21 protein-coding genes are annotated in these 23,325 nt (G+C 48.9%); 8 read left to right on the forward strand and 13 right to left on the reverse strand.

Annotated features, from left to right (window positions below):
• Nucleotides 1-37: 37 nt before the first annotated feature.
• Nucleotides 38-1,666, reverse strand: coding sequence for an acyl-CoA carboxylase subunit beta (locus HC229_RS00165; protein WP_191019059.1), 1,629 nt, complete (start codon nucleotides 1,664-1,666; stop codon nucleotides 38-40).
• 184 nt (nucleotides 1,667-1,850) lie between these two features.
• Here HC229_RS00165 and HC229_RS00170 point away from each other — a divergent pair, with 184 nt between their 5' ends.
• The 3 genes from HC229_RS00170 to HC229_RS00180 all read left to right on the forward strand — a co-directional run bounded on the left by HC229_RS00170 (nucleotide 1,851) and on the right by HC229_RS00180 (nucleotide 4,563).
• Nucleotides 1,851-2,495: a DUF47 domain-containing protein gene (locus HC229_RS00170; protein WP_191018422.1), complete on the forward strand. Its 645-nt coding sequence runs from the start codon at nucleotides 1,851-1,853 to the stop codon at nucleotides 2,493-2,495.
• 20 nt (nucleotides 2,496-2,515) lie between these two features.
• The gene (locus HC229_RS00175) at nucleotides 2,516-3,601 is read left to right on the forward strand and encodes an inorganic phosphate transporter (protein WP_191018423.1); all 1,086 of its coding nucleotides are present in this window, start codon (nucleotides 2,516-2,518) and stop codon (nucleotides 3,599-3,601) included.
• A gap of 65 nt (nucleotides 3,602-3,666) precedes the next feature.
• On the forward strand, nucleotides 3,667-4,563 hold the full coding sequence (locus HC229_RS00180) for a phospholipase A (protein ID WP_191018424.1): 897 nt from the start codon (nucleotides 3,667-3,669) through the stop codon (nucleotides 4,561-4,563).
• Here the strand turns inward: HC229_RS00180 and HC229_RS00185 are convergent.
• The 3 genes from HC229_RS00185 to HC229_RS00195 form a co-directional block, all read right to left on the reverse strand.
• Nucleotides 4,558-5,097, reverse strand: coding sequence for a DUF1697 domain-containing protein (locus tag HC229_RS00185; RefSeq protein ID WP_223845476.1), 540 nt, complete (start codon nucleotides 5,095-5,097; stop codon nucleotides 4,558-4,560). The two genes, HC229_RS00180 and HC229_RS00185, sit on opposite strands and share 6 nt — an antisense overlap.
• The gene (locus HC229_RS00190) at nucleotides 5,097-6,293 is read right to left on the reverse strand and encodes an outer membrane beta-barrel protein (protein ID WP_191018425.1); all 1,197 of its coding nucleotides are present in this window, start codon (nucleotides 6,291-6,293) and stop codon (nucleotides 5,097-5,099) included. The genes HC229_RS00185 and HC229_RS00190 overlap by 1 nt, the downstream gene beginning before the upstream one ends.
• 74 nt (nucleotides 6,294-6,367) lie before the next feature.
• Complete coding sequence (locus HC229_RS00195; RefSeq protein ID WP_223845477.1) at nucleotides 6,368-7,201, reverse strand: endonuclease/exonuclease/phosphatase family protein; 834 nt, start codon at nucleotides 7,199-7,201, stop codon at nucleotides 6,368-6,370.
• Between the two features lie 149 nt (nucleotides 7,202-7,350).
• On the opposite strand from HC229_RS00195, the gene HC229_RS00200 reads away from it, so the two are divergent.
• Nucleotides 7,351-7,887: a pyridoxamine 5'-phosphate oxidase family protein gene (locus tag HC229_RS00200; protein WP_191018426.1), complete on the forward strand. Its 537-nt coding sequence runs from the start codon at nucleotides 7,351-7,353 to the stop codon at nucleotides 7,885-7,887.
• A 93-nt stretch (nucleotides 7,888-7,980) separates the two neighbouring features.
• Here the strand turns inward: HC229_RS00200 and prfB are convergent, their stop codons facing one another.
• Complete coding sequence (prfB, locus tag HC229_RS00205; protein WP_191018427.1) at nucleotides 7,981-9,075, reverse strand: peptide chain release factor 2; 1,095 nt, start codon at nucleotides 9,073-9,075, stop codon at nucleotides 7,981-7,983.
• Between the two features lie 179 nt (nucleotides 9,076-9,254).
• Between prfB and HC229_RS00210 the strand changes: the two genes are divergently transcribed.
• Nucleotides 9,255-10,280 (forward strand): threonine aldolase family protein, encoded by a 1,026-nt coding sequence (locus HC229_RS00210; RefSeq protein ID WP_191018428.1) that lies wholly within the window; start codon nucleotides 9,255-9,257, stop codon nucleotides 10,278-10,280.
• Between the two features lie 158 nt (nucleotides 10,281-10,438).
• On the opposite strand, the gene HC229_RS00215 is transcribed toward HC229_RS00210, so the two are convergent.
• Nucleotides 10,439-10,762: a YbaB/EbfC family nucleoid-associated protein gene (locus HC229_RS00215; RefSeq protein ID WP_191018429.1), complete on the reverse strand. Its 324-nt coding sequence runs from the start codon at nucleotides 10,760-10,762 to the stop codon at nucleotides 10,439-10,441.
• 129 nt (nucleotides 10,763-10,891) lie between these two features.
• Between HC229_RS00215 and HC229_RS00220 the strand changes: the two genes are divergently transcribed.
• Both HC229_RS00220 and HC229_RS00225 read left to right on the forward strand, forming a co-directional pair.
• Nucleotides 10,892-12,952: a S9 family peptidase gene (locus HC229_RS00220; protein ID WP_191018430.1), complete on the forward strand. Its 2,061-nt coding sequence runs from the start codon at nucleotides 10,892-10,894 to the stop codon at nucleotides 12,950-12,952.
• A 78-nt stretch (nucleotides 12,953-13,030) separates the two neighbouring features.
• A complete protein-coding gene (locus HC229_RS00225; protein WP_191018431.1) occupies nucleotides 13,031-14,071 on the forward strand; it encodes a PLP-dependent cysteine synthase family protein in 1,041 nt (346 codons plus the stop codon).
• 304 nt (nucleotides 14,072-14,375) lie between these two features.
• Here HC229_RS00225 and HC229_RS00230 read toward each other — a convergent pair whose 3' ends face one another.
• Together HC229_RS00230 and gcvT are read right to left on the reverse strand one after the other, a co-directional pair.
• A complete protein-coding gene (locus HC229_RS00230; RefSeq protein ID WP_191018432.1) occupies nucleotides 14,376-15,095 on the reverse strand; it encodes a YebC/PmpR family DNA-binding transcriptional regulator in 720 nt (239 codons plus the stop codon).
• A 156-nt stretch (nucleotides 15,096-15,251) separates the two neighbouring features.
• Nucleotides 15,252-16,337 carry a glycine cleavage system aminomethyltransferase GcvT gene (gene gcvT / locus HC229_RS00235; RefSeq protein WP_191018433.1) on the reverse strand — a complete coding sequence of 362 codons (1,086 nt, stop codon included), beginning with the start codon at nucleotides 16,335-16,337 and terminating at the stop codon, nucleotides 15,252-15,254.
• 362 nt (nucleotides 16,338-16,699) lie between these two features.
• On the opposite strand from gcvT, the gene HC229_RS00240 reads away from it, so the two are divergent.
• Nucleotides 16,700-17,569, forward strand: coding sequence for an NAD(P)H-hydrate dehydratase (locus HC229_RS00240; RefSeq protein ID WP_332871616.1), 870 nt, complete (start codon nucleotides 16,700-16,702; stop codon nucleotides 17,567-17,569).
• Here the strand turns inward: HC229_RS00240 and HC229_RS00245 are convergent.
• From HC229_RS00245 to thrA, 5 genes are read right to left on the reverse strand one after another with little or no spacing between them, the layout of a single operon-like run.
• On the reverse strand, nucleotides 17,547-17,972 hold the full coding sequence (locus tag HC229_RS00245; protein ID WP_191018434.1) for a class I SAM-dependent methyltransferase: 426 nt from the start codon (nucleotides 17,970-17,972) through the stop codon (nucleotides 17,547-17,549). The genes HC229_RS00240 and HC229_RS00245 overlap by 23 nt on opposite strands.
• Before the next feature lie 15 nt (nucleotides 17,973-17,987).
• Nucleotides 17,988-18,155 carry a hypothetical protein gene (locus tag HC229_RS00250; RefSeq protein ID WP_191018435.1) on the reverse strand — a complete coding sequence of 56 codons (168 nt, stop codon included), beginning with the start codon at nucleotides 18,153-18,155 and terminating at the stop codon, nucleotides 17,988-17,990.
• Nucleotides 18,152-19,450: a threonine synthase gene (gene thrC, locus HC229_RS00255; RefSeq protein WP_191018436.1), complete on the reverse strand. Its 1,299-nt coding sequence runs from the start codon at nucleotides 19,448-19,450 to the stop codon at nucleotides 18,152-18,154. The genes HC229_RS00250 and thrC overlap by 4 nt, the downstream gene beginning before the upstream one ends.
• Nucleotides 19,451-19,453: 3 nt before the next feature.
• Nucleotides 19,454-20,383, reverse strand: coding sequence for a homoserine kinase (locus tag HC229_RS00260; protein WP_191018437.1), 930 nt, complete (start codon nucleotides 20,381-20,383; stop codon nucleotides 19,454-19,456).
• Between the two features lie 58 nt (nucleotides 20,384-20,441).
• Entirely contained in the window at nucleotides 20,442-22,889 is a 2,448-nt protein-coding gene (thrA, locus tag HC229_RS00265) for a bifunctional aspartate kinase/homoserine dehydrogenase I (protein ID WP_191018438.1), read from the reverse strand.
• Nucleotides 22,890-23,325: the final 436 nt, after the last annotated feature.

Below are 23,325 nucleotides of genomic sequence, written 5' to 3' on the forward strand. Positions count from 1 at the left end.
TGGAAAACGTATCACAAAGTAGCAACTTTTTTGGTGCTCAAACCTGGATCACGCCCAAATTGAACTTTTTTTCGATAGGGGCGTGGTTGGCCGCCTCGATTCCCATCGAAATCCACGTCCTTGTTTCCAGCGGATCGATGATCGCATCGGTCCACAGACGTGATGCGGCGTAATACGGCGACACCTGGGCGTCGTATTTCGCCTTGATCTTGTCGAAAAGCTCGGTTTCTTTGGCTTCATCGACGGTTTCTCCTTTGGCTTTGAGCGATGACGCCTCGATCTGCACGAGGACTTTTGCGGCTTGGGTTCCGCCCATAACGGCGAGTTCGGCGCTTGGCCAGGCGAATATCAACCTTGGGTCGTAAGCCTTTCCGCACATGGCGTAATTTCCGGCTCCGTAGGAATTTCCGACGACGACCGTAAATTTCGGCACGACCGAATTCGAAACCGCATTGACCATTTTGGCCCCGTCCTTAATGATGCCGCCGTGTTCGGACTTTGATCCGACCATGAATCCGGTAACGTCCTGGAGGAAGACCAATGGGATTTTCTTTTGGTTGCAGTTGGCGATGAACCGCGTGGCTTTGTCGGCGGAATCGGAGTAAATCACGCCTCCAAACTGCATTTCTCCTTTTTTAGACTTGACCACTTTGCGCTGGTTTGCGACGATTCCTACCGCCCACCCGTCAATCCTTGCATAACCGGTAATTAGCGTTTGACCGTAACCGGCTTTGTATTCGTCGAATTCGGAATTGTCCACAAGGCGCTTGACGATTTCCATCATATCGTATTGCTCGTTTCGCGCTTTTGGCAGAATCCCGTAAATCTCTTTTTCGTCCAATGCCGGTTTGGCGGGTTTTTCGCGATTAAAGCCCGCTTTTTCGTAATCGCCTATTTTCGAGATGATATTTTTGATCGTGTCGAGCGCGTCTTTATCGTCTTTGGCTTTGTAATCGGTCACGCCCGAAATTTCGCAATGCGTCGTAGCGCCACCAAGGGTTTCGTTGTCTATGGTTTCCCCGATTGCCGCTTTGACGAGATAACTTCCGGCAAGAAAAATACTTCCCGTTTTATCGACGATGAGCGCTTCATCCGACATGATCGGAAGGTATGCGCCGCCCGCCACACAACTTCCCATTACGGCCGCGATCTGGGTGATGCCCATGCTGCTCATGATGGCGTTGTTGCGAAAAATGCGCCCGAAGTGTTCCTTATCTGGAAAAATTTCGTCCTGCATCGGGAGATAGACGCCCGCGCTGTCGACGAGATAGATGATAGGCAAGCGGTTTTCCATCGCGATTTCCTGGGCGCGCAGGTTTTTCTTGCCCGTTATCGGGAACCACGCACCTGCTTTTACCGTCGCATCGTTTGCCACGACCATGCATTGCTTGCCTTTTACATATCCGATCTTGATCACGACACCGCCCGACGGACAGCCGCCGTGTTCCGCATACATCCCGTCACCCGCAAAAGCCGCGATTTCGATGCTCGGCGCTTTTTCGTCGAGAAGATAATCGATGCGTTCGCGCGCGGTCATTTTGCCTTCGGAATGCAGTTTGGCGATGCGTTTTTCGCCTCCGCCGAGTTTGACCTTGGCGAATTTCTGTTTGAGTTCCGAAAGTAAAAGCTTGTTGTGGTCTTCGTTCTTGTTGAAGTTCAAATCCATAGGTGAGATGCGGTTCTTGTTGTGAAATAATGTCGGATGCGGCCGTAATCGGGACATCGCACGCAAAAGTACGAAAACGTTTGAAATGGCAATATTTACGGGAAAATGTAGTAAATTGGATCGGGTTAAACTTAATATTAGCTTAACATTGGATGTCTACCTTTGCACCATCAAAATCAGCTAGATGAATCTGAACAGCATTTTCCAGTTTTTAGTTCCGAAGGACAAAAAATTCTTCCCACTTTTCGAACAGGCGTCTTTCAGCCTGATCCTTTTGGCGGAAGCGTTGCACGAGGCCATCAACGTTCCTAAGGAGCAGCGCGAAGAGTACTTCCGCAAGATTGAAGAGCTGGAAGCCCGCATCGAAGACATCACTCACAGGACGCACCTCGAACTGAGCAAGAATTTCATCACGCCTTTCGACCGCGAAGATATACACTCTTTGATCAAATCCATAGACAACGTAGCCGATTATATGCACGGAGCCGCGAGCCGCATGCGTCTGTACCAAGTGGAGAAAATTACCAAATCGATCCGAAAACTGACCGAGATCAATCTCGAGGCCTGCCAGCTTATCGGAGTCGGGATCAAGGAATTGAAAGACTTGAACAACCACAAAGCCATTACCGACGCCTGCAAGAAAATCAACAAACTCGAAAGCAAGGCCGATACGGTTTTCGACAAGGCGGTCGCCGATATTTTCGAAAACGAGACGGACGCCAAAAACATCATCAAGTACAAAGAAGTGCTTTCTGCGCTTGAGTCTGCTTCGGACAAGTGCAAAAGCGTCGCCAACGTGATGGAACAGATCGCGGTAAAACACTCATAAGTAATCGGTAACACTATTTTATGGATCTTACCTTACTGATCGTCATCATCGTCCTGGCGCTGATTTTTGACTACATCAACGGATTTCACGACGCGGCGAATTCAATTGCGACGATCGTGGCCACAAAAGTACTCACGCCGTTCCAGGCCGTACTTTGGGCGGCGATGTTCAACTTCGCGGCTTATTTCATTTCCAAGTTCTGGATTGGGGAATTCAAGATCGGAAACACGATTGCCAAATCGGTGGACGAGAATTTCATCACGCTCGAAGTCATCCTGGCCGGATTGGTCGCGGCCATTATCTGGAACCTTGCAACCTGGAAACTAGGCATTCCATCGTCTTCGTCCCACACGCTTCTCGGCGGATTCATGGGCGCGGCCCTGGCACACGCAGGAGCGTTTTCTGACGTAGTCAACGGAAGGGAAGTGGACGTTATCAATTATGCCAAAGTACTCCCGACGTTCGCTTTCATTTTCTTTGCGCCGTTGATCGGTTTGCTCATGGCGTATTTCATTACGATTATCATTCTCAACGTCTGCCGCAAGGTCAATCCGCACAAAGCAGACAAATGGTTTAAGAAATTGCAGCTCGTTTCTTCCGCCTTGTTCAGTTTGGGACATGGAGGAAACGACGCCCAAAAGGTTATGGGTATCATCGGTGCGGCCGTTATCTGCTACAAGCTCGATATGGGAGACGCGGCTTTTGTCGCTGCCGATTCATCCCAGCGGTTCAAGCTCTTCGTAAACGATGATTTTTGGTGGTGGGTGCCGCTTGCGAGTTTCGTGGTGATCGCGCTCGGAACGTTATCCGGAGGTTGGAAGATCGTAAAGACAATGGGATCGAAAATTACCAAAGTGACGCCACTCGAAGGTGTGGCTGCCGAAACTGCGGGAGCCGCAACGCTCTATCTTACCGAACATATGGGGATTCCGGTTTCGACGACACATACGATTACGGGAAGTATCATCGGTGTCGGAATCACAAAGCGTATCTCCGCCGTGCGGTGGGGCGTTACGATCAACCTGTTGTGGGCCTGGATCTTGACGATACCGGTTTCTGCCGTTATCGCAGGAATCTTTTATTATATCCTGAAAATCTTCATTTAAATTAAATGGGAATCATATAAGCCGCTTCGAGCGGCTTTTTTTATGCCGTTTCGTAACTTCCGGCCATGAAAAATGTATTCTGCATCCTTTTGTTTCTCGGATGTTCCGCCTATTCGCAAATCGATGCCTTAATTAGAAGCTCAGATCGCCCGCGCACGCTGAGCCAGCGTTGGGAACTCGATTCTACCGCCACTCGGGGCACATTTCGGGTAACGCCTTACAAACCGATTTTCGTCTTGCCGTTCCGATGGTCGAACAAGCCAAACGAAAGGCCGCGTTCCGGCAACGGTAGCGAAGAATACATCGTAGAGGAAGGCGACCGCTACAACCGCGTAGAGACGAAGTTCCAGATCAGTTTTAAAACCAAGGTAATGCAGGATGTTTTTTGGGGAAAGGGAGACCTATGGGTTGCCTACACCCAGGCTGCGCACTGGCAGGTTTACAACGGTTCGATCTCGCGGCCGTTCAGGGAAATAAACTATGAACCGGAACTGATCCTCAATTTCCCGGTTAAATTCAAACTTTTTGGATTCAACGGGCGCATGGTCGGGATGGCGTTCAACCACCAATCGAATGGGAAAAGCCTTCCGTTTTCGCGCAGTTGGAACCGCATCATCTTTCACGCCGGGCTTGAATATAAGAACTGGACGGTTTACGCCCGTCCCTGGATCAGGATTCCGGACAAGGAAGACGACAACCCGGACATTGCCGACCAGCTTGGCCGTGCCGATCTCAACGTGATTTACACCAGCGACGGCCATATCTTCTCGCTCATCGGCAGCCATAATTTGAGCTTCGGGACGGCGGTAAAGGGCAACCTTACATTCTCGTATTCGTTTCCGATAAAGGGAAATTTGCGCGGGCATCTGCAAGCTTCCCATGGTTACGGGGAAACGCTCATCGATTACAACCACCGCCAGACGACCGTGGGAATCGGATGCTCGCTTGTGGAATGGTTATGAGGAAAGTTCGAGCAACTTGTGGACGGTTCTCCAGTTGCGCGCCGTCGAAACCACTTTGAGTTTGCGTTCGATGACGGTATTGCTGAGCTTGGTCTTTCCCGCCGAATCTCCATACCAGATGTAAATGCGCTTGCCGATGACGCGAAACTCGTCGTTTGCGAAATCGGATTCTTTGAGCGCGGCTACGGCTTCCGCCGACGGAATTTCTGATAAAAAACCCACATAAGGTTGCGGGGAATTTTCAGGCGTCCTTTCCGAAAACGGGTTTTCCGCAATCGCAGTTTCAAGTTCACCCGCCTCGATAGAGATAACCGAAACGTCAAACCCAAAATCCGATAGGATCGCTTTTGAAATCAGCCGGGAAAGGGTCGCGACGTCGGTTTCCGGATAACGAAAAAGGATGTTTCCACTTTGTATGTAAGTGGAAACATCCTCAAAGCCTAATGTGGCGACTGACTCCCGCAAACGCTCCATCTTGATGAGCTTCTGTCCGCTGACGTTGATGCCTCTGAGCAAGGCGATGTATTTTTTCATCAGAATATGGCGTAGCTGACCGTAAGTGATAGCTTATTGAATTTTCCGTCGGCTGTCTGAAAAAGGCGTTGGGGAGCGTAATATCTGATCTCAGCATTTAATTTTTTGTAACTCAAACCGGCTCCAATCCCGAAGTTATAGGAATTGCCTTCAAAATAAATATAGTCGAAACGGTCGGCACCGCCATTGTAGACCACTTGAGAATCTTTGTTCATGAAATTCAGGACGACCAATCCGGTGGCAAAAAATTTCATGTTATCTGAAAGATGGGTATAGTATCTTGCGCCAACGGGAATCTGTATGGCCGAATATTCGATCTCGGCGCGTTTGTCGATGGTCGAAATCCCATCGGGCAAATCCAGTTTGTCTTTTAGCGTGTTGTACTCCAACGCAACCAAAACGGCCCATTTGTTCTTGTTCGTTGGCAAAATGTACTCGAACTCAAGACCGTAAGCCACTGATGATTTTTTCGATGAAACTTCGGCATTTCCCTGGCCTCCTGGATCGGCATTGAGTTTCATGTTTTTGATGCCGACGAAAGGGCGCAGGTTAAAATCGCCTTTCGCGCGCTTTTGCACGACCGCTTTTTCTCCCTTGCATTCCCCGGTTTTCCTGTAGTAATCAGTAAGGCTGGATATTTTATACTCCAGTTTTCCGAATGATGACAGCGTGGCGTCCGGGCAGGAAAACTCATTCAAGAGCTGGCTGTGAAAATGGTTGTATTTGCGCAACACCCTGTTTTGGTCGATATACTCAATATAGATGAGTTGACTGAATTCGCCCGATGGCTTTCTGTCAAAAAACTTCAACAATCCGCTCTCTTCCAACACATAAAGAGAGTGCTGGCCGGTGTAGAGATTGCGTAGGAAATGCGTTTCGGACACCAACTTATACTTCGCATCGCGTTGCTGTTTCCCGACTTTTACAGACGAACGCTCCATGTCGACCGTCGCACGGGTGTATTTTACATCGCCTTCGATCCCGAACTCAGCGATGTTCTGAAGGTCGCCATCGATTACCGAAGCTTCCGCAGACAATTTGTATTCAAACTTCGTAGGGTTGTTGTTCCATCCCCGGTTCCGGATGAGGCAATCGGTTCGTTTGCCGTCATTTGCTATGATGTAACCGTTCTCAAATTTGATTTGGGCAATAGCAGCCAATGGCAACAGCAGCGCCATTGCAAGTAATTTTTTCATAAAATATTGTCGTTTGGTGGTGCAATAATACGACAATCGTCCAAAATCCAAGCGACGGAAACCAGTGGTTGGTATTAAATTTTGATTTCGGCCAAAAGCGGCAAATGATCAGAAGGATATCGGCAATCTTTTGAATCGCTAAGCACCGCAAAGTTCAGCACCTCAATCTTGCCGGACGTGAAAATGTAATCGATGAGCAACGTCACCGGTTGATTATGCTTGAATCCACTGAACGTACCGGAAGGCCCGAACGGTTTCGATTTGCTAACGTTGCGCGCATCGTTGAAATGGGCCGTGATGTTTTTGTAAGCGCCCGTGGTCATCTCGCTGTTGAAGTCGCCAGTCACGATCACAGGCAGGTTTTTCGAATTGATCTCCGCAATTTTTTTGAGGATGAGTTTCGCGCCGTTTTCACGCGCCAATTCGCTGACATGGTCCATATGCGTATTGAAAACGTAGCATTTTTTTCCGGATTTCCGGTCTTCGAACAATCCGTAGGTGCAAATGCGCGGATAGGCGGTTTCCCAACTTTTGGACTCAGGCACGTCGGGCGTCTCGGATAGCCAAAACGTATTTTCGGACAGGAGTTTAAAGCGGTTTTTATCATAAAGTATTGCACTGAATTCGCCCTGGTTTTCCGAGTTGTCGCGTCCGCGTCCGATCCTTCCGTATTGGGGCAACCCGGCTTCGATGAATTGTAGCTGGTGCAGTTTGCCTTCCTGCGTTCCGATGAAATCTGGTGCGTAATACCGGATTTGGTCCACGAGAAAATCGCGTCGGAATTCCCAGTTGTTTTCGCCGTCTCCTCCAAAATCGACACGTATGTTGTACGACATGATTTTCATAGACTGGCTATTGGCGAGGCTTGACGTAAATAAGATCACAAGCAGGAGCAGGTTGCGTTTCATAATTGAAATTTTTCCAAAGATAGCGATTCGACGGCGGACACTTTGAAAATGCTGTAACAAACCAGCCCAATCTTATAAGCGATCTGAACGCCCGTCTGTCTAACTTTAAACTTCAAATGTTAAACTTTTCAACTACAAACTACAGAACTATGGACAGCATCAACAAAAATCAACCGGAGGACAATTTTGAAGACCTCTTTGGGCCGGAAGCTATAGAAAAAATCAAGTCACTTGCAGGAAAAGCAGGCTCGTGTTTCATGTGTACGAAAATCGAAACGGGAAAAAGTTTTTCGTCCCGTCCGATGGCACCGGAAAAAATTGACGACGCCGGAAACTTTTGGTTCCTGAGCGCTTCGGACAGTCACAAAAATATCGAACTCGAGCAAGACCCGTCGGTTCAACTGTTGTTCCAGGGATCGAGTTACAGCGATTTCCTGTCAGTTTACGGAAAGGCAGAAATTTCCCGCGACAAAGCTAAAATCGACGAATTGTGGGATGCCCAGATGAAAACCTGGTTTACCGAAGGCAAGGACGATCCCAGAATTACCGTCATCAAGGTACGTCCGACCGAGGGTTACTACTGGGATATAAAGACCAACATGCTTGTTGCGATGGCCAAGCGTATGTACGGAGCCGTGGTAGGCGAGACGTACGACGATTCTATCCAGGGCAAGATAAACCCGTAAAACGGTTCAAATTTTCAAGCACAAGTTAGCGCGATAAAAAAAAACGTTTCAATAGAATGAAACGTTTTTTTTGTACCTGATTTTTACGATGAACTATTCCTCCTTTTGCCCCATCTGCATGAGGTAGGCTTTCAGGAATTCGTCGATCTCGCCGTTGAGCACGCCATCGGTATCGCTGGTCTCGTAAGCCGTTCGGACGTCTTTGACGAGTTTGTACGGATGAAGGACGTAATTCCGGATTTGCGATCCCCATTCGATCTTCATTTTTCCGGCTTCGATATCGTTGCGTTGCTCCAATCGTTTCTTGAGCTCGATTTCATATAACTGGGATTTCAGCATCTGCATGGCGCGCTGCCTGTTGTCGTGCTGGGAACGCGTTTCCGAACATTGGATGTGGATGCCCGTCGGTTTGTGAACCAAATGCACCTTGGTCTCTACCTTGTTGACGTTTTGTCCGCCTGCACCGCTCGAACGCGCTGTCGTGATTTCGATATCGGCAGGATTGATCTCGATCTCGATCGTGTCGTCTACCAACGGATATACGTAAACCGACACGAATGACGTATGGCGCTTGGCATTGCTGTCGAAAGGCGAAATGCGCACCAGGCGATGCACACCGTTTTCCCCTTTGAGATATCCGAACGAAAAATCGCCTTCGATTTCGAGTGTTACGGTTTTTATTCCTGCGACGTCACCTTCCTGGTAGTTGAGTTCTTTTACCTTGTAACCGCTCTTTTCGGCCCACATCAGATACATGCGCATCAGCATTCCGGCCCAGTCACAGCTTTCGGTTCCACCGGCGCCGGCCGTGATTTGGAGCACCGCGCTCATCGAATCGCCTTCGTCCGAAAGCATGTTGCGCAACTCGATGTTTTCGACATGGGAATTCGCTTTGTGGTAGGCCTCGTCAAGTTCTTCTTCAGAAAGTTCGCCCTCTCTGTAGAATTCCATGGCGAGCGTCAATTCATCCGAAAGCGATACCGCTTTGTCGTAATCTTCTACCCATTTTTTCTTTCCGCGCAATATCTTGACGAACGCTTCGGCATCTTTAGCGTTGTTCCAGAAGTCCGGGGCAAGCGTTTTTTCTTCGTCGTTCGAAATCTCGATCTGTTTGCGTTCGATATCTAAGTAGCCTTTGAGTGCAGTGACGCGTTCGGCTATATCTCTAACCTGTTCGGTATTGGTCATATTCAGAAAATTGTCGCGCAAAATTAGGTAAATAAGCTCATTTTGGCAATTATTCGTCAAGGAGAAACAAAGCCGCATAATCGTATTTTTACCAAAATTTTAAATGCCCTTATTTCGCGAGGATTTTTTTTTGGCCGTATTTTGCAGTAGCCGAACGGCAGTAACAACGAACATTTTTTATGGAAATAAACCTGGTTAGCGATACCGTCACCAAACCAACGCCAGAGATGCTGGAATTTATGTTCAAGGCAGACGTAGGCGATGATGTCTACAAGCAAGATCCGACGGTCAATACGCTGCAGCGCATGGTCGCGAACATTTTCGGGATGGAAGACGCATTGTTTTTTCCGTCGGGAACCATGGCCAACCAGGCAGCGATCAAATTGCATACGCAACCTGGCGAACAACTCATCGCAGACAAATATGCCCACGTCTTCAATTACGAAGGCGGAGGCGTCTCGTTCAACAGCGGCGTCTCGTGCAGCTTGCTCGACGGCGACCGCGGCATGATCAACGCCCGCCAAGTAGAGTCGGCGATCAACCCGCCCGATTTTTACCACGCGCCGCTGACGTCCCTGGTTTGCGTCGAAAACACGACCAACAAAGGAGGAGGCGCTTGCTACGACATCGCCGAGTTGCAGAAGATACGGCAGGTGTGCGATAACCATAACCTGAAGTTCCATTTAGACGGTGCCCGAATCTGGAACGCTTTGGTGGCCAAACGCGAGAATCCCAGGCTTTACGGCGAAACGTTCCACACGATTTCAGTTTGTTTGTCGAAGGGATTGGGCGCGCCTATCGGATCGCTGTTGATTTCCGATAAGGAAACGATAGAGAAGGCCCTGAGGGTTCGCAAGATCCTCGGCGGCGGAATGCGCCAGGTGGGCTATATGGCCGCTGCCGGAATTTACGCACTTCAACACCACGTAGGGCGACTGGCCGAAGATCACAGGCGGGCAAAGGAACTCGCGTACATTTTGAGCCAGAAATCGTGGGTACACAAGGTGGAGGCCGTGGAGACGAATATTTTGATATTCACGATAAGCCCCAGGATTTCCGAAGCCGGTTTCCTGGACAAGCTCCGGCAAAAAAACATACAGATCAGTTCAATGGGGCAGGGGAAGTTGCGCATCGTGACGCATCTCGATTACCGCGAAGTAATGCACAGTTATGTGGTGGAAACGCTTCAGAAGTTGGAACTGTAGCGAATTTTGAGCGTTAGGGATGGAAGCGGCATCCTTTTGCCTGACGGGATACGTCGTCTTGACGATGGCTTGAGGCAAAAGATACAGCGGACAGCCCGACGGCTGCCAGGGCAAATGCGATCAGCTTTTGCCTGGCAGCCGTAACGCCCTAACCTTTTTTACTTAAACAAATCAAGTCCCGGAATGTTCGGCATCCCGTCCTTAGCGGCCGCCGCGAGTTCCGCTTCGTTGACGTTCGTTGCTTTTTCTATCGCTTTATTCAGCGTCAAAATCAGGTAATCTTCAAGTTGTTCTTTGTCTTCTAGCAGCGAATCGTCTATGCTGATCGCCTTAATTTTCCTGTTGGCCGTCAGCGTGACCGAAAGCAGGCCGTCGTTGCTTTTATCGTCAACCAAAACAGTGTCAAGACGTTGCTTGGTTTCCTCTATTTTTTTTTGGGTTTCCTGTAGCTTTCCCATCATTCCCATCAAATCTCCGAACATAATTTTTAATTTTTAAAATGTAGACGAATTTAGTAAATTCGTGCTAAAGGCAATAGTTAAGATATGCCAAAAAGCCCGTAAAATCGGGCAGATTACGCTATTTTTGCCGCTTCAAAAACCTAAACTAAAATGCCAGAACAATTAAAAGCCCCGGTTGCCGCGGTTCGCCCGCACCAATTGGAGAAACACGGGGACGTTCGCATAGATAACTACTATTGGCTCAACGACAGGGAAAATCCTGAGGTCATCGACTACCTGAACCGGGAAAACGATTATTACCGTGAGATGACAAAGGCCGAAGAGCCGCTGAGAGCGGCTTTGTTCGAAGAAATGAAGTCGCGTATCAAAGAAGATGATGAATCGGTGCCCTATTTCTACAACGGCTACTGGTATATCACCCGATACGAAACGGGTAAGAATTATCCGATACATTCCCGCAAGAAAGAATCGCTTGACGCACCAGAGGAAATTTTGTTCAATTGCAACGAAATGGCAGAAGGGCATTCGTTTTTTCAACTTGGTGGCGTAAGCATAAGCCCGGACAACAGGTTCGCGTCTTTCGGAACCGATCTCAAAGGGCGTCGCATTTATACGATTCGAATCAAGGACCTTCAAACCGGTGAGATTTTGCCGGATACGATTTCGAATGCGGCTCCGAACTGCGTTTGGGCCAACGACAACAAAACGTTGTTCTTTACGCGTCAGGATCGGAAAACGCTGCGGTCTGATACTATTTTCCGACACAGTCTGGGAACTCCTGAGAGCCAGGATGTCGTGGTCTTCCATGAAACCGACGACACTTTCCACGTTTCCGTTCACAAAGAAAAGTCGCGCGAATATATCGTCGTTCATTCCTCTAGTACGATGACGACAGAATCCCGCATCCTGAAATCGGATGATCCGCAAGGGAAATTCAGGGTTTTCCAGCAACGCGAGCGCGGTCTCGAATACAGCATTTCGCATTATGGCGACAGTTTTTACGTGTTGACCAACAAAGATGGAGCGACGAATTTCAAGCTGATGAAAACGCCCCAAAATGCAACTTCGAAAGAAAATTGGACCGAGCTGATAGGGCATCGCGAAGAAGTCTTGCTCGAAGGCATCGACATTTTCAGGGATTATCTTGTGATTGAGGAGCGTTCGCAAGGACTGAACAAAATCCAGATTCGCCGTTGGGATGGGCAGGAGTCGTATTATTTGCCGTTCGATATCGAAACCTATACGGCTTATACGACCACGAACGTCGATTTTGACACGGAAATTCTGCGCTACGGCTATCAGTCGATGGCGACGCCTTCATCTGTGATCGATTTCAACATGCGGACCAAGGAAAAAACCGTGCTCAAGGAACAACAGGTTCTCGGCGGAAAGTTCGACAAATCGAATTATATAGAGGAAAGGCGATGGGCAACGGCCCAGGATGGTACGAAAATACCGATCTCACTCGTTTATGGTAAGGCGCTTGTGAAAGACGGGAAGAATCCGTTGCTGCAATACGCCTACGGTTCTTATGGAGCGTCGATGGACCCGTATTTTTCCTCAACGCGACTGTCATTGCTCGACCGCGGCTTTATTTATGCGATCGCTCACATCCGCGGAGGCGAAGACCTCGGGCGTCAATGGTACGAAAGCGGAAAGCTGTTGCAGAAAAAAAATACGTTTACCGATTTTATAGATGTTTCGAAATTCCTGATTGCCGAAGGGTATACGTCTGCAGCGCATTTGTATGCCGAAGGTGGATCTGCGGGAGGATTGCTGATGGGAGCCGTTGCCAATATGGCGCCAGAGCTTTACAACGGCATCATTGCACAGGTTCCGTTCGTGGATGTGGTCACGACCATGCTAGACGAAGACATTCCGCTTACGACAGGAGAATATGACGAATGGGGCAATCCCAACGAAAAAGAATTTTACGATTACATGAAATCGTATTCACCTTATGATAACGTTACGGCGAAATCATATCCTAACCTATACGTTTCCACAGGATTACATGATTCTCAGGTGCAGTATTGGGAGCCGGCGAAATGGGTGGCAAAGTTAAGGAACGTTAAAACCGATGACAACCTGCTTTTCCTCGATACAAATATGGAAGCAGGCCATGGCGGGGCTTCGGGGCGGTTCGAAGCGTTGAAAGAACTGGCACGCGAATTCAGTTTTTTGCTGACACTTGAAAAAATTGGAAAGTGAAAAGATTTTTTTTGTTAAATTTGCAAGGTTTCAAGGTATGCCCAAACGGCATGCTCGCCCTTGACTAATTATTTTTTTATGAAAGAAGAAATAAAAGCTTACAATAATGTCCTGGAACTTATCGGAAACACGCCTCTCATCAAGCTGAATCGTGTTACCGAAAACCTCAAAGGAAATTTCTACGCAAAGGTAGAGGCTTTCAACCCGGGACACTCCACCAAAGACAGGATTGCCCTTTACATTATTGAAGAAGCTGAGAAAAAAGGAATTCTTTCACCTGGTGATACCATCATAGAAACGACGTCGGGCAATACCGGTTTCAGTTTGGCGATGGTAAGCATCATCAAAGGCTATAACTGCATTTTGGCGGTTAGCTCGAAATCATCGCGCGACAAGATCGACATGTTGCGTACCATGGGAGCCAAGGTTTATGTTTGCCCGGCCCATGTTTCGGCAGATGACGAACGTTCGTATTACAACGTCGCCAAGAGACTTCACGAAGAAATCAAAGGTTCGGTTTACATCAACCAGTATTTCAACCAACTTAACATAGACGCGCATTACAAAAGTACCGGGCCTGAAATCTGGGAACAGACGAACGGCAAAATCACGCACCTCGTGGCGTGTAGCGGGACAGGCGGAACGATTTCCGGAGCGGCTAAATTCCTCAAGGAGAAAAATCCGAATATCAGGATTCTCGGTGTGGACGCGTTCGGATCGGTTTTAAAGAAGTACCATGAAACCAAGGAGTTCGACAATAAGGAGATTTATCCGTACAGGATCGAAGGCTTGGGTAAAAACCTGATTCCATCGGCTACTGATTTTGAACTCATCGACAAGTTCATCAAGGTTACCGATGAAGAAAGTGCACACGTGACGCGCGAAATCGCCAAGAAAGAAGGGTTGTTCGTAGGATATACGTCGGGAGCCACGCTTCAGGCCATCAAGCAATATGCAGAGGAAGGCGAATTTGACGAGAACAGCGTTGTCGTCGGTATCTTCCCTGACCACGGATCGCGCTACATGAGCAAAGTCTTTAGTGACGAATGGATGAGCGAGCAGGGATTCTTCGACAGCGTGAATGCCGAGGAAGCTCAAAAAGTAGAATTTATCAAATAAAAGTTGATATCCGATAAAATAAGGACGCCTTGAGAAATCAGGGCGTTTTGTTTTTTCGCGGAAATCGGTTAATCAAAATCGTTTAGCAACCGATTGACAGATTTAATTCCTGTACGTGTTTATCAGCCGAAGATTTGCAGATTGATAGGATTATGATGGGTTTTTCGATATATGCAAGCCGCTACCGGTTCCGCGGAAATCCGCTAATCCGCGGAAAAACCAAATAGTTCCCACCCAAAAAACATAAGCAACAATACGAAGCAAAAAAAAGGGCTCCAAACGGAGCCCCATTATTAATCATTACTTATTCACTTTCCTCCATCGTGTGATACACGTTCATCACGTCGTCGTCTTCCTCGATTTTCTCCAGCAATTTTTCGACATCGGCCACTTGATCCGGCGTTAGTCCGGGCTTGGTTACCTGCGGAATCCGTTCAAAGCCCGAAGAAAGAATCTCAATACCGCGGTGCTCGAGTTCCTTCTGCATCGATCCGAAACTTCCGAACGGCGCATAAATCAAGATGCCGTCCTCGTCTTCAAAAACCTCTTCGGCACCAAAATCAATCAATTCCAGTTCGAGTTCTTCAGGATCGAGGTTGCCTTTCGCGATCCGGAAATTGCAAGTGTGGTCGAACATAAACTCTACCGAACCCTGCGTTCCGAGCGTTCCGTTGCATTTGTTGAAATAGCTGCGGATATTGGCCACAGTGCGATTGTTGTTGTCGGTAGCGGTTTCGATCAGGATGGCGATGCCGTGAGGCGCGTAGCCTTCGAACAATACCTCTTTGTAGTTGGCCGTATCTTTGTCGGTGGCCTTCTTGATTGCGCGCTCCACGTTGTCTTTCGGCATGTTCGCCGATTTGGCGTTCTGGATCACCGCGCGCAGGCGGGCGTTGGCTTCCGGGTTCGGGCCGCCTTCTTTCACCGCCATGACGATATCTTTACCAATTCTCGTAAACGCTTTGGCCATGGCCGCCCAGCGCTTCATTTTTCGTCCTTTTCGGAACTCAAACGCTCTTCCCATTTCTATAAAACTTCAAAATTTGTAATTCAAGTGGCATTTCCCGACGGTTGTGGAACGTTTAAAGTTTAAAGTTTAAAGTTTCGTTTTTGTCTGGAACGCAAAAATAAGCCTTTCGGCAGATTTTCAAAATTATTTGGAATACCAGATCATACTTTGTTATTGCACCTTGTAAAAAGGCAACTTGACAACTTTAGCCGCCACATCGTTTTTGCGGATACGGATAAAGATTTCAGAATCGGCTGCCGCGAACTCCGTTGTAACGTAACCCAACCCGATTCCCTTGTTCAAAGAAGGAGCCTGTGTGCCTGAGGTCACGTTTCCGATGACATTTCCATCCTTGTCCACGATTTCATAGCCTTGTCTCGGCACGCCGCGATCGATCAACTCGAATCCGACGAGCTTTCTCGAAACGCCGGCCTCCTTCTGGTCTTTCAAATTTTCCGAATTCGTGAACTCTTTCGTGAATTTAGTGATCCAGCCCAAACCGGCCTCGAGAGGCGAGGTCGTATCGTCGATGTCATTTCCGTAAAGGCAAAAGCCCATCTCGAGACGCAGCGTATCGCGGGCCGCAAGTCCTATCGGTTTGATGTCCCAGTTTTTCCCGGCTTCGAAAACCTTGTTCCAGATCGTTTCGGCCTGTTCGTTTTTGCAGTAAATTTCGAAACCTCCGGAACCAGTGTAACCTGTGGCAGAAATGATCACGTCGTCAAATCCGGCGAAATCGCCCACCTCAAAATGGTAATATTTTATATCGGAAAGGTTGGTCGAAGTCAGCGATTGCATGGCTTCTGCCGCTTTCGGCCCCTGGATGGCGAGAAGCGAGTAGTCGTCGGAAGCATTCGTCATTTTCACATCCAGGTCGTTGTGAGAAGAAATCCAGTTCCAGTCTTTTTCGATATTGGAAGCATTTACAACCAATAAATACTTCTCGTCGTTGAATTTATAGACGATCAAATCATCCACGATGCCGCCTTCGTTGTTCGGCAGACACGAATACTGCGCGCGTCCGTCGGTCAAAACCGAAGCATCATTCGAGGTCACTTTTTGGATCAAAGCTAGTGCATTGGGGCCTTCCAAAAAGAATTCACCCATGTGCGAGACGTCGAAAACACCAACCGATCGCCTCACCGATTCGTGCTCGGCATTCACGCCTTCGTACGTGATAGGCATGTTGTAGCCCGCAAAAGGAAGCATCTTCGCCCCAAGTTGTTCGTGAATGTGTGTCAGCGCCGTATTTTTCATTATTCGTAAGAATTAGGTTTCGAGGCGCTAATTTAGCAATTAGATGATTGAGATAATTAGATAATTGAGATAATTAGATAATTAGTTTCGTCTTTTCACTTTTGATATATCGGTAGCTGTTTCCGGCTGCCTGCTGCAAGGTTGCGCCCAAAGCCCGGCTGTCGCAACGCACAAAATGAGCTTCCGTTGGTCGCTCTTTTGTCGCGGCTCTAGCTCGTGATTTGGTCGGCAACGCTTTTCACCGCATCCGGGCTAGGGCAAATGTTTCCATAAAAACTTCGGTTTCTTCAAGCCAATGCGTAACTTTAAGAACGGAGGGAAAATCAAATCCGAGACTGCACCCGTTTTCAATACGTACGATCGTGGCACAAAATCCAACACAAAAACTGACCAAGGCTTTTATACGAAACATCTACAGACCCGCCAAGCCGAATGCGCACAAAGGGACTCAGGGGCATGCACTGCTGATCGGCGGTAGCTACGGCAAAATAGGTTCAATCACGTTGTCGGCCAAAGCGGCGCTTCACTCTGGCGCAGGCCTGGTGACGGCCTTCATTCCGCAATGCGGCTACGATATCCTCCAGATTGCCATTCCGGAAGTCATGGTGCTGACAGACGTCGCCCAAAAGCATTTGTCAAACATCACTTTCGAGTTGGAGCCATCGTCAATCGGGATTGGGCCGGGAATCGGGCAGGAGCCGGCCGTCGAGAAGGCGTTTTCGCATTTTCTGGACCAGGTCAAGGCGCCGCTCGTGATCGATGCCGACGCATTGAACCTTCTTTCCAAACACCCGGATTGGCTCGGTCGCCTGCCCAAAAAATCGGTTCTTACGCCTCATCCGAAAGAGCTTTCCCGTCTCATAGGGGAATTCGGATCGGATCAGCAAACGCAGGAAGCCGCAATGGAATTCGCATCGACGTACAACTTGATTTTGGTTATGAAAGGCGCCCCCACCCAAATCACAGATGGGGATGCGTTGTTTGTCAACACCACAGGGAACGCGGCGCTGGCAACTGCGGGATCGGGCGATGTGCTTACCGGAATCATCACGTCGTTGCTCGCCCAGGGCTACGAGCCGTTGCAAGCCGCACAATTAGGCGTCTATCTGCATGGCCTGACGGCCGACCTGGCATTGCGCGAGACAGGTACGGAAGCGTTCGTGGCTTCGGATATTATTCGCTATCTCGGAAAGGCTTTTTTATCGCTGGCTAAAAGGCCGCTGCCAAAATAAGATGGGTTGCGCTGCCAAACGCCTTTTTGTAGACCTCGATTTTCCGAAAGCCGTTTTGATAGAGCATTGCCCGCAGTTCCGGTTCGGAATACAGGTAAACCATCGTACTGCTCTGGCCGTCGCTGGAACTTTGCCAACCGGAATTTTCGTAGTCTCCTTCAATCGCAGACAGGTACAATTTCCCGTTGTCCGAAAGCAACTTTTCACAATCGGCAATCAATTTCGACAATTCGGCCTGATTGAGATATGGCGCGATGAAACCACAAACTATCCCATCGAAAATTTCCCCTAGAGACAGGACTTCTTTTGCGTTTAACACGCGAAATTCGGCATTTGGAACGTTCGATTTCGCGAGTTCGATCATTCTGGGTGAAAAATCGGTCTCCAGGATTTTAACATCCATTCGTTTTTGGAGGAGCTATCGCGTAATATTTCCCGGGCCGCAACCAAGCTCGAGTAACTTGGCACCATGCGGCAGTTCGGCGAGAAACGCGTCGTAGGTGTCGTCGTAAAGGTCGAGATCCATATACTTCGTCTGATAAAGCAACGCATTGTATTCGAATGTATCAAGTGCGGTTTTCTTCATTTTTGCTTTAATAAGAAAGATTTCAATTGGCCATAGTCGCCTATTCGAGAAGACACTTTTTTTAACCGCATCAACTCTTCGATTTGGGCGGGAACTTCGATCGGGAAAGACAGAATTTTCTCTGCAATTTCGCGAAACTTGACGGGATGGGCGGTTTCGAGGAAGATGCCCACCGCATCGGGAAAACGTGCCAATTCCTTTTGCAGCCCAAGATATGCAACGGCTCCATGAGGCTCGAGCACGTATCCGAACCGTTCGAAAATGATTTGAATCGCGTCTGAGGTTTCTTCGTCCGAGAACGGATAAGATGAAAATTCCGTATCGAATTTTGATTTGTCGTCTCCATACAATTCGCGTATTCGTATGAAATTGCTGGGATTTCCTACATCCATGGCATTCGACAACGTCTCAACCGACGGCTTTGGGTCGTATTCCCAACTTTTCAAAAACCGCGGCACGGTGTCGTTGGCATTCGTAGAGGCGACAAAATGCGCGATCGGAAGGCCGAGTTTTTTGGCCAGCACACCGGCGCAAATGTTTCCGAAGTTTCCGCTAGGGCAGGAGACAACAAGAGGTCTTCCCAAACTTTTCAGTCGTTTGTATGCGAAGAAGAAATAGAACATTTGCGGAAGCCAGCGGGCCACGTTGATCGAATTGGCCGACGTAAGGTTGAGATGCGCTAGGTCCGGGTCCAAAAAAGCAGCTTTGACCATAGCCTGGCAGTCGTCGAACACGCCATCGACGCGCAACGCCGAGATGTTGCGGCCATAGGTCGTGAGTTGTCGTTCCTGTATATCGGAAACCTTCCCGTCAGGATATAAAATGACGATCTCGACGCCCGGCACGTTCAGGAAGCCACTGGCAACAGCGCCGCCGGTATCGCCTGAGGTTGCTACCAGGACGGTATTTCGGGCGTGTGGATCCGCCCGGTTGAAGTAGCCGACACATCGCGCCATGAAACGGGCGCCCACATCTTTAAAGGCCAGCGTCGGGCCGTGAAAGAGCTCGAGTGAGAACACATTCTTCCCGACTTCTACCAACGGAAACGGGAACGACAGCGTTTCCGATACGATATTTCGGAGTTCCGCTTCGGGAATTTCATCTCCAACGAACTGGCGAATTGCCTGGAACGCGATTTCTTCGTCGGTAAGCTGTTCGATATCTTCAAAAAAGTGGCGTCCCAAAGGCGTGATGCTTTTCGGAAAATACAATCCCTTGTCTGGCGCGAGGCCTTGTATTACCGCGTTCCGGAACGTAACAGAAGGTGATTTGCGATGCAGGCTGTAATACTCCATTTTTTATTTTTTTTCGATGATTCGGATGCCGTCCGGATTGATTCCAGATACGTGTATTTCAAACGGCAGGCCCATGTTTTCGTAGACTTTGCCCATAGCCGAAGCGACCTCGTGAGCGGTTTGCTCGCCCTTGCTCAGTGCAAACACAGACGGGCCGCTTCCCGAAATTCCCGAACCCAATGCCCCGTGTGACTGGGCCGCGCTCTTCAGTTGGTCGAATCCCGGTATCAGCATTCCTCTCACGGGCTCCGCGATTTTGTCCGTCATCGACCTTCCGATGAGATCGTAGTCGTTCGTATACAGTCCGGCTACGAAGCCGCCCACGTTTCCCCATTGGATGATGGCGTTCTGCAACGTGATGCTCTGTTTCAGTATCGAACGCGAATCGGCTGTTTTAAGCTCTATCTCCGGATGGATTACCGTGGCGAACAATTCAGGAGGTGCGTCGATCCTGATCACGTCAACCGGATCGTAACTCCTGATGAGCGTTAATCCGCCCAACAGCGCCGGAGCGACGTTATCCGCATGGGCACTTCCCGAGGCGAGCTTTTCGCCTTGCATGGCAAACTTGATCAGCTCCCGGGCCTCGTAAGGGCGGCCGAGCAGTTCGTTTATTCCAAAGACCGCCCCGGCTGCGCTTGCGGCCGAGCTTCCGATCCCACTTCCGGCTTTGATGCGCTTTTTTATCTCGATTTCGAACCCGAAGTCGGTTTCCCATTCGCGAAGCATCGCCAATGCCGCGACTCCGGCAACGTTGTGCGTGGCTTCCATCGGCAGGTCGGCGCCCTCAATCTTATTGATCCGGACGGTTTTTTCGCCAATCTTGCGAATCGTCATTTCATCCCCGACATTTTCCAGGCAAAGGCCGAGTACGTCGAAGCCGCAGGAAAGATTGGCAATCGTGGCCGGTGAGAATATTTTTATAAAGTCCATCTTATTTGATTAGTGAATTACCGATTCTTGGTCGGGCAGCGATTTCGTGTTAGTTTCGTCAATTGTTCCCTACCCGGATCACATCAGCGAAAATCCCGCTGGCCGTGACCGCCGCTCCGGCTCCGGCCCCTTTGATGAGCAACGGCTGGTCGGGATAGCGATCGGTATAAAACAGCACGATGTTGTCCTTGCCTTCAAGATCGTAGAACGGGTGTGATTCGGGGATAAGCTGCAATCCGACCGAGGCTTTTCCGTCCTGGAACCGCGCGACATATTTGAGTCGGCAGCCCTTCGATCTCGCATTTTCATAAAGTTCGTCAAAATGTTTGGCGTTTGACGCGAGCGACTCAAAAAAATCTGGGACCGAGGTAGTGTTTCTGCAGGTTTCCGGCAGGAAAGACGTATTTTCAATATCGGACATTTCGATTTCGTATCCGCTTTCGCGAATCAGGATCAGGATTTTGCGCGCGACGTCTACGCCACTTAAATCAATTTTCGGATCAGGCTCTGTAAATCCTTGGATTCCTGCTTCTTTTACAATGTCGTGGAAATTTGTTCCGTTCGTGAAATTGTTGAAAATGAAATTGAGGCTGCCCGACAATACCGCTTGTATCGACCGGATTTTGTCGCCCGAGGCAACCATGTGCTTTAGGGTGTCGATGATGGGCAGTCCGGCTCCTACGTTGGTCTCGAACAGGAATGGCGCGGCGTATTTCCGGCTCAGGTTTTTGAGTTTCCGATAACCGTCGTAATCGGACGAGCAAGCGATTTTATTGCAGGTCACCACGGCGACACTTTCGCGGAGAAATTCAGCGTATGTAGCCGCTATGTCAGGATTGGCCGTGTTGTCGACAAAAATGCTGTTGCGCAGATTCAGTTGCTTCACCCGTCCGATAAAATCCGAAATATTAGCAGGCATTCCCGCTGTCAAAGCAGCTTCCCAATCGTTCAGCGAAATCCCGCGCTCATCGAAAATCATCGTTCTGGAATTCGATAAGGCGACCACACGGAGGTTGAGGCGCAGGTTCTCGCGAAGAAATGTCTGTTGTTGACAGATTTGATCCAAAAATTTACCTCCGACGTTCCCGACACCTGTCACGAACAAATTCAGTTGTTTGATATCGTCCTCGAAAAAGCGTTCGTGCAAAGCGTTCAGCGCTTTTTTTACATCGGCTTGCCGTATTACGACCGATATGTTGCGTTCCGAGGCTCCCTGGGCGATCGCGCGGATGTTGACGTTGTTTTTGCCCAAAGTGCTGAACATTTTACCGCTGAGTCCCTGGTGGTTTTTCATGTTTTCGCCCACGACCGCCACAATGCACAAGCCCGTTTCCACGATACAGGGTTCGATTTTTCGCAACAGGATTTCGGCCTCAAACGCTTTGTCGATCGCGCTGCTTGCCTTTTCCGCATCCGAATCCAGTATTCCGACGCAAATCGAATGTTCCGATGAGGCCTGCGTGATGAAAATAACATTGATCGCCTTGTCGGAAAGCACCTCGAACAATCGCTTTGACGAGCCCGCAACGCCGATCATCCCCGATCCTTCAAGCGTCAGCAGGCAAATGTTCTCGATGTGGCTGATTCCTTTTACGGGATTTTCGGAATGTTTCGGCTCGGAGGAGATCCACGTTCCGGCAGCCTCCGGTTCAAAAGTGTTCTTGATGAGGATCGGGATGTTGTGGTCAAGCGCGGGCTGGATGGTTGGAGGGTAAAGCACTTTCGCTCCAAAGTGTGACAATTCCATCGCTTCCTGGTACGAAATCGACGCGATGGGTTGTGCCTGCGCAACGATTTTGGGATTGGCCGTATACATTCCGTTTACGTCGGTCCAGATTTCCAATTGGCGCGCACCGATGGCCGAGGCGATGATGGAGGCCGTAAAATCGGACCCGCCGCGTCCGAGCGTCGTATTCTCGCCTTCCTGCGTCGATCCGATAAATCCGGGTAATATTGTAACCGGCTTATTATCTGATTCAAAAAAAGCTTTTATTAATGTGTTTGTTATACTGAAATTAACATTGGCCTTTCCGAAATTATCATCGGTTTTAATCAATTCTCGACTGTCTTTATAGCGACTCTCCGGAATGGATTGCTTGATCGCTTCCGCCACGATGCACGACGACAGCAATTCCCCAAAACCAATTATGGTATCGGATGTCCGTGGCGACAATTCCCCTAACAGGAAGCAGCCGTCGAGCAACGTATCAAGGTGGTTGAGAAGGCGCTTGACATGGCTCAACAGGGCGCTTTGGTGTTGGATCGGAAGCAAATCCCTGACGACCTCCAAATGTTTTTTTTCTATTTCGGACGCGATATCCCGATATGTTTCCTGTTTGGAAGCGGCCAACCTGCCCGCGGAAACGAGTAGGTCGGTCACGCCGCCGAACGCAGAGACTACGACAATGACGCTTTGTATTTTGCTTTTTTTGGAAACGATTTGGCAAACCAATCGGACATTTTGGGCGTTGGCAACGGATGTGCCGCCGAATTTCATTACTATCATGACAAGAAAATTGGGTAAACGAAGGTTATTGCTCCTGTAAGGGTGCGCACGATTGCCGTAATATGTAGAAGATTAACCCCGAAGGGTCGTGGATGTGCCAACCGTAGTCGCGACCCAAAAGGTCGTAAGCGAAGAGGTGTATGTTGCGTTGATTGGCATTTTCCAAATGTAGCAATTTTATGATGCCATCCAATTCAATTTATAATTTTTGCGAATAATACAAATTGATTTAAGAAAAAAGCCCATCATATTCGCAATAGAAATGACAGGCTCGTAAAAAATATTAAATTTTGAACTATAATGGCAAACGGTCAAGGAGTCTGGCGAGTTCGGGATCGGATGGGCGGGGAGCATCTGCAGTAACGATTTTCATGTCAAGCGATGAGATAAAACGCGGGATGCCGTTAATGTTATACTGATCGGAAATCTTTCCCCG

It is taken from the genome of Flavobacterium selenitireducens, from assembly GCF_014748335.1.
Classification (GTDB): Bacteria; Bacteroidota; Bacteroidia; order Flavobacteriales; family Flavobacteriaceae; genus Flavobacterium; species Flavobacterium selenitireducens.

Excerpts from the sequence above, each read along its gene's own strand:
- HC229_RS00245 (WP_191018434.1), bottom strand. The coding sequence starts at position 17,972 with ATGGATGTTAAAATCCTGGAGACCGATTTTTCACCCAGAATGATCGAA.
- HC229_RS00225 (WP_191018431.1), top strand. The coding sequence starts at position 13,031 with ATGAAAGAAGAAATAAAAGCTTACAATAATGTCCTGGAACTTATCGGA.
- HC229_RS00220 (WP_191018430.1), top strand. The coding sequence starts at position 10,892 with ATGCCAGAACAATTAAAAGCCCCGGTTGCCGCGGTTCGCCCGCACCAA.
- HC229_RS00250 (WP_191018435.1), bottom strand. The coding sequence starts at position 18,155 with ATGAAGAAAACCGCACTTGATACATTCGAATACAATGCGTTGCTTTAT.
- thrC (WP_191018436.1), bottom strand. The coding sequence starts at position 19,450 with ATGGAGTATTACAGCCTGCATCGCAAATCACCTTCTGTTACGTTCCGG.
- thrA (WP_191018438.1), bottom strand. The coding sequence starts at position 22,889 with ATGATAGTAATGAAATTCGGCGGCACATCCGTTGCCAACGCCCAAAAT.
- prfB (WP_191018427.1), bottom strand. The coding sequence starts at position 9,075 with ATGACCAATACCGAACAGGTTAGAGATATAGCCGAACGCGTCACTGCA.
- HC229_RS00260 (WP_191018437.1), bottom strand. The coding sequence starts at position 20,383 with ATGGACTTTATAAAAATATTCTCACCGGCCACGATTGCCAATCTTTCC.
- gcvT (WP_191018433.1), bottom strand. The coding sequence starts at position 16,337 with ATGAAAAATACGGCGCTGACACACATTCACGAACAACTTGGGGCGAAG.
- HC229_RS00230 (WP_191018432.1), bottom strand. The coding sequence starts at position 15,095 with ATGGGAAGAGCGTTTGAGTTCCGAAAAGGACGAAAAATGAAGCGCTGG.
- HC229_RS00180 (WP_191018424.1), top strand. The coding sequence starts at position 3,667 with ATGAAAAATGTATTCTGCATCCTTTTGTTTCTCGGATGTTCCGCCTAT.
- HC229_RS00165 (WP_191019059.1), bottom strand. The coding sequence starts at position 1,666 with ATGGATTTGAACTTCAACAAGAACGAAGACCACAACAAGCTTTTACTT.
- HC229_RS00170 (WP_191018422.1), top strand. The coding sequence starts at position 1,851 with ATGAATCTGAACAGCATTTTCCAGTTTTTAGTTCCGAAGGACAAAAAA.
- HC229_RS00185 (WP_223845476.1), bottom strand. The coding sequence starts at position 5,097 with ATGAAAAAATACATCGCCTTGCTCAGAGGCATCAACGTCAGCGGACAG.
- HC229_RS00175 (WP_191018423.1), top strand. The coding sequence starts at position 2,516 with ATGGATCTTACCTTACTGATCGTCATCATCGTCCTGGCGCTGATTTTT.
- HC229_RS00190 (WP_191018425.1), bottom strand. The coding sequence starts at position 6,293 with ATGAAAAAATTACTTGCAATGGCGCTGCTGTTGCCATTGGCTGCTATT.
- HC229_RS00195 (WP_223845477.1), bottom strand. The coding sequence starts at position 7,201 with ATGAAACGCAACCTGCTCCTGCTTGTGATCTTATTTACGTCAAGCCTC.
- HC229_RS00210 (WP_191018428.1), top strand. The coding sequence starts at position 9,255 with ATGGAAATAAACCTGGTTAGCGATACCGTCACCAAACCAACGCCAGAG.
- HC229_RS00215 (WP_191018429.1), bottom strand. The coding sequence starts at position 10,762 with ATGTTCGGAGATTTGATGGGAATGATGGGAAAGCTACAGGAAACCCAA.
- HC229_RS00200 (WP_191018426.1), top strand. The coding sequence starts at position 7,351 with ATGGACAGCATCAACAAAAATCAACCGGAGGACAATTTTGAAGACCTC.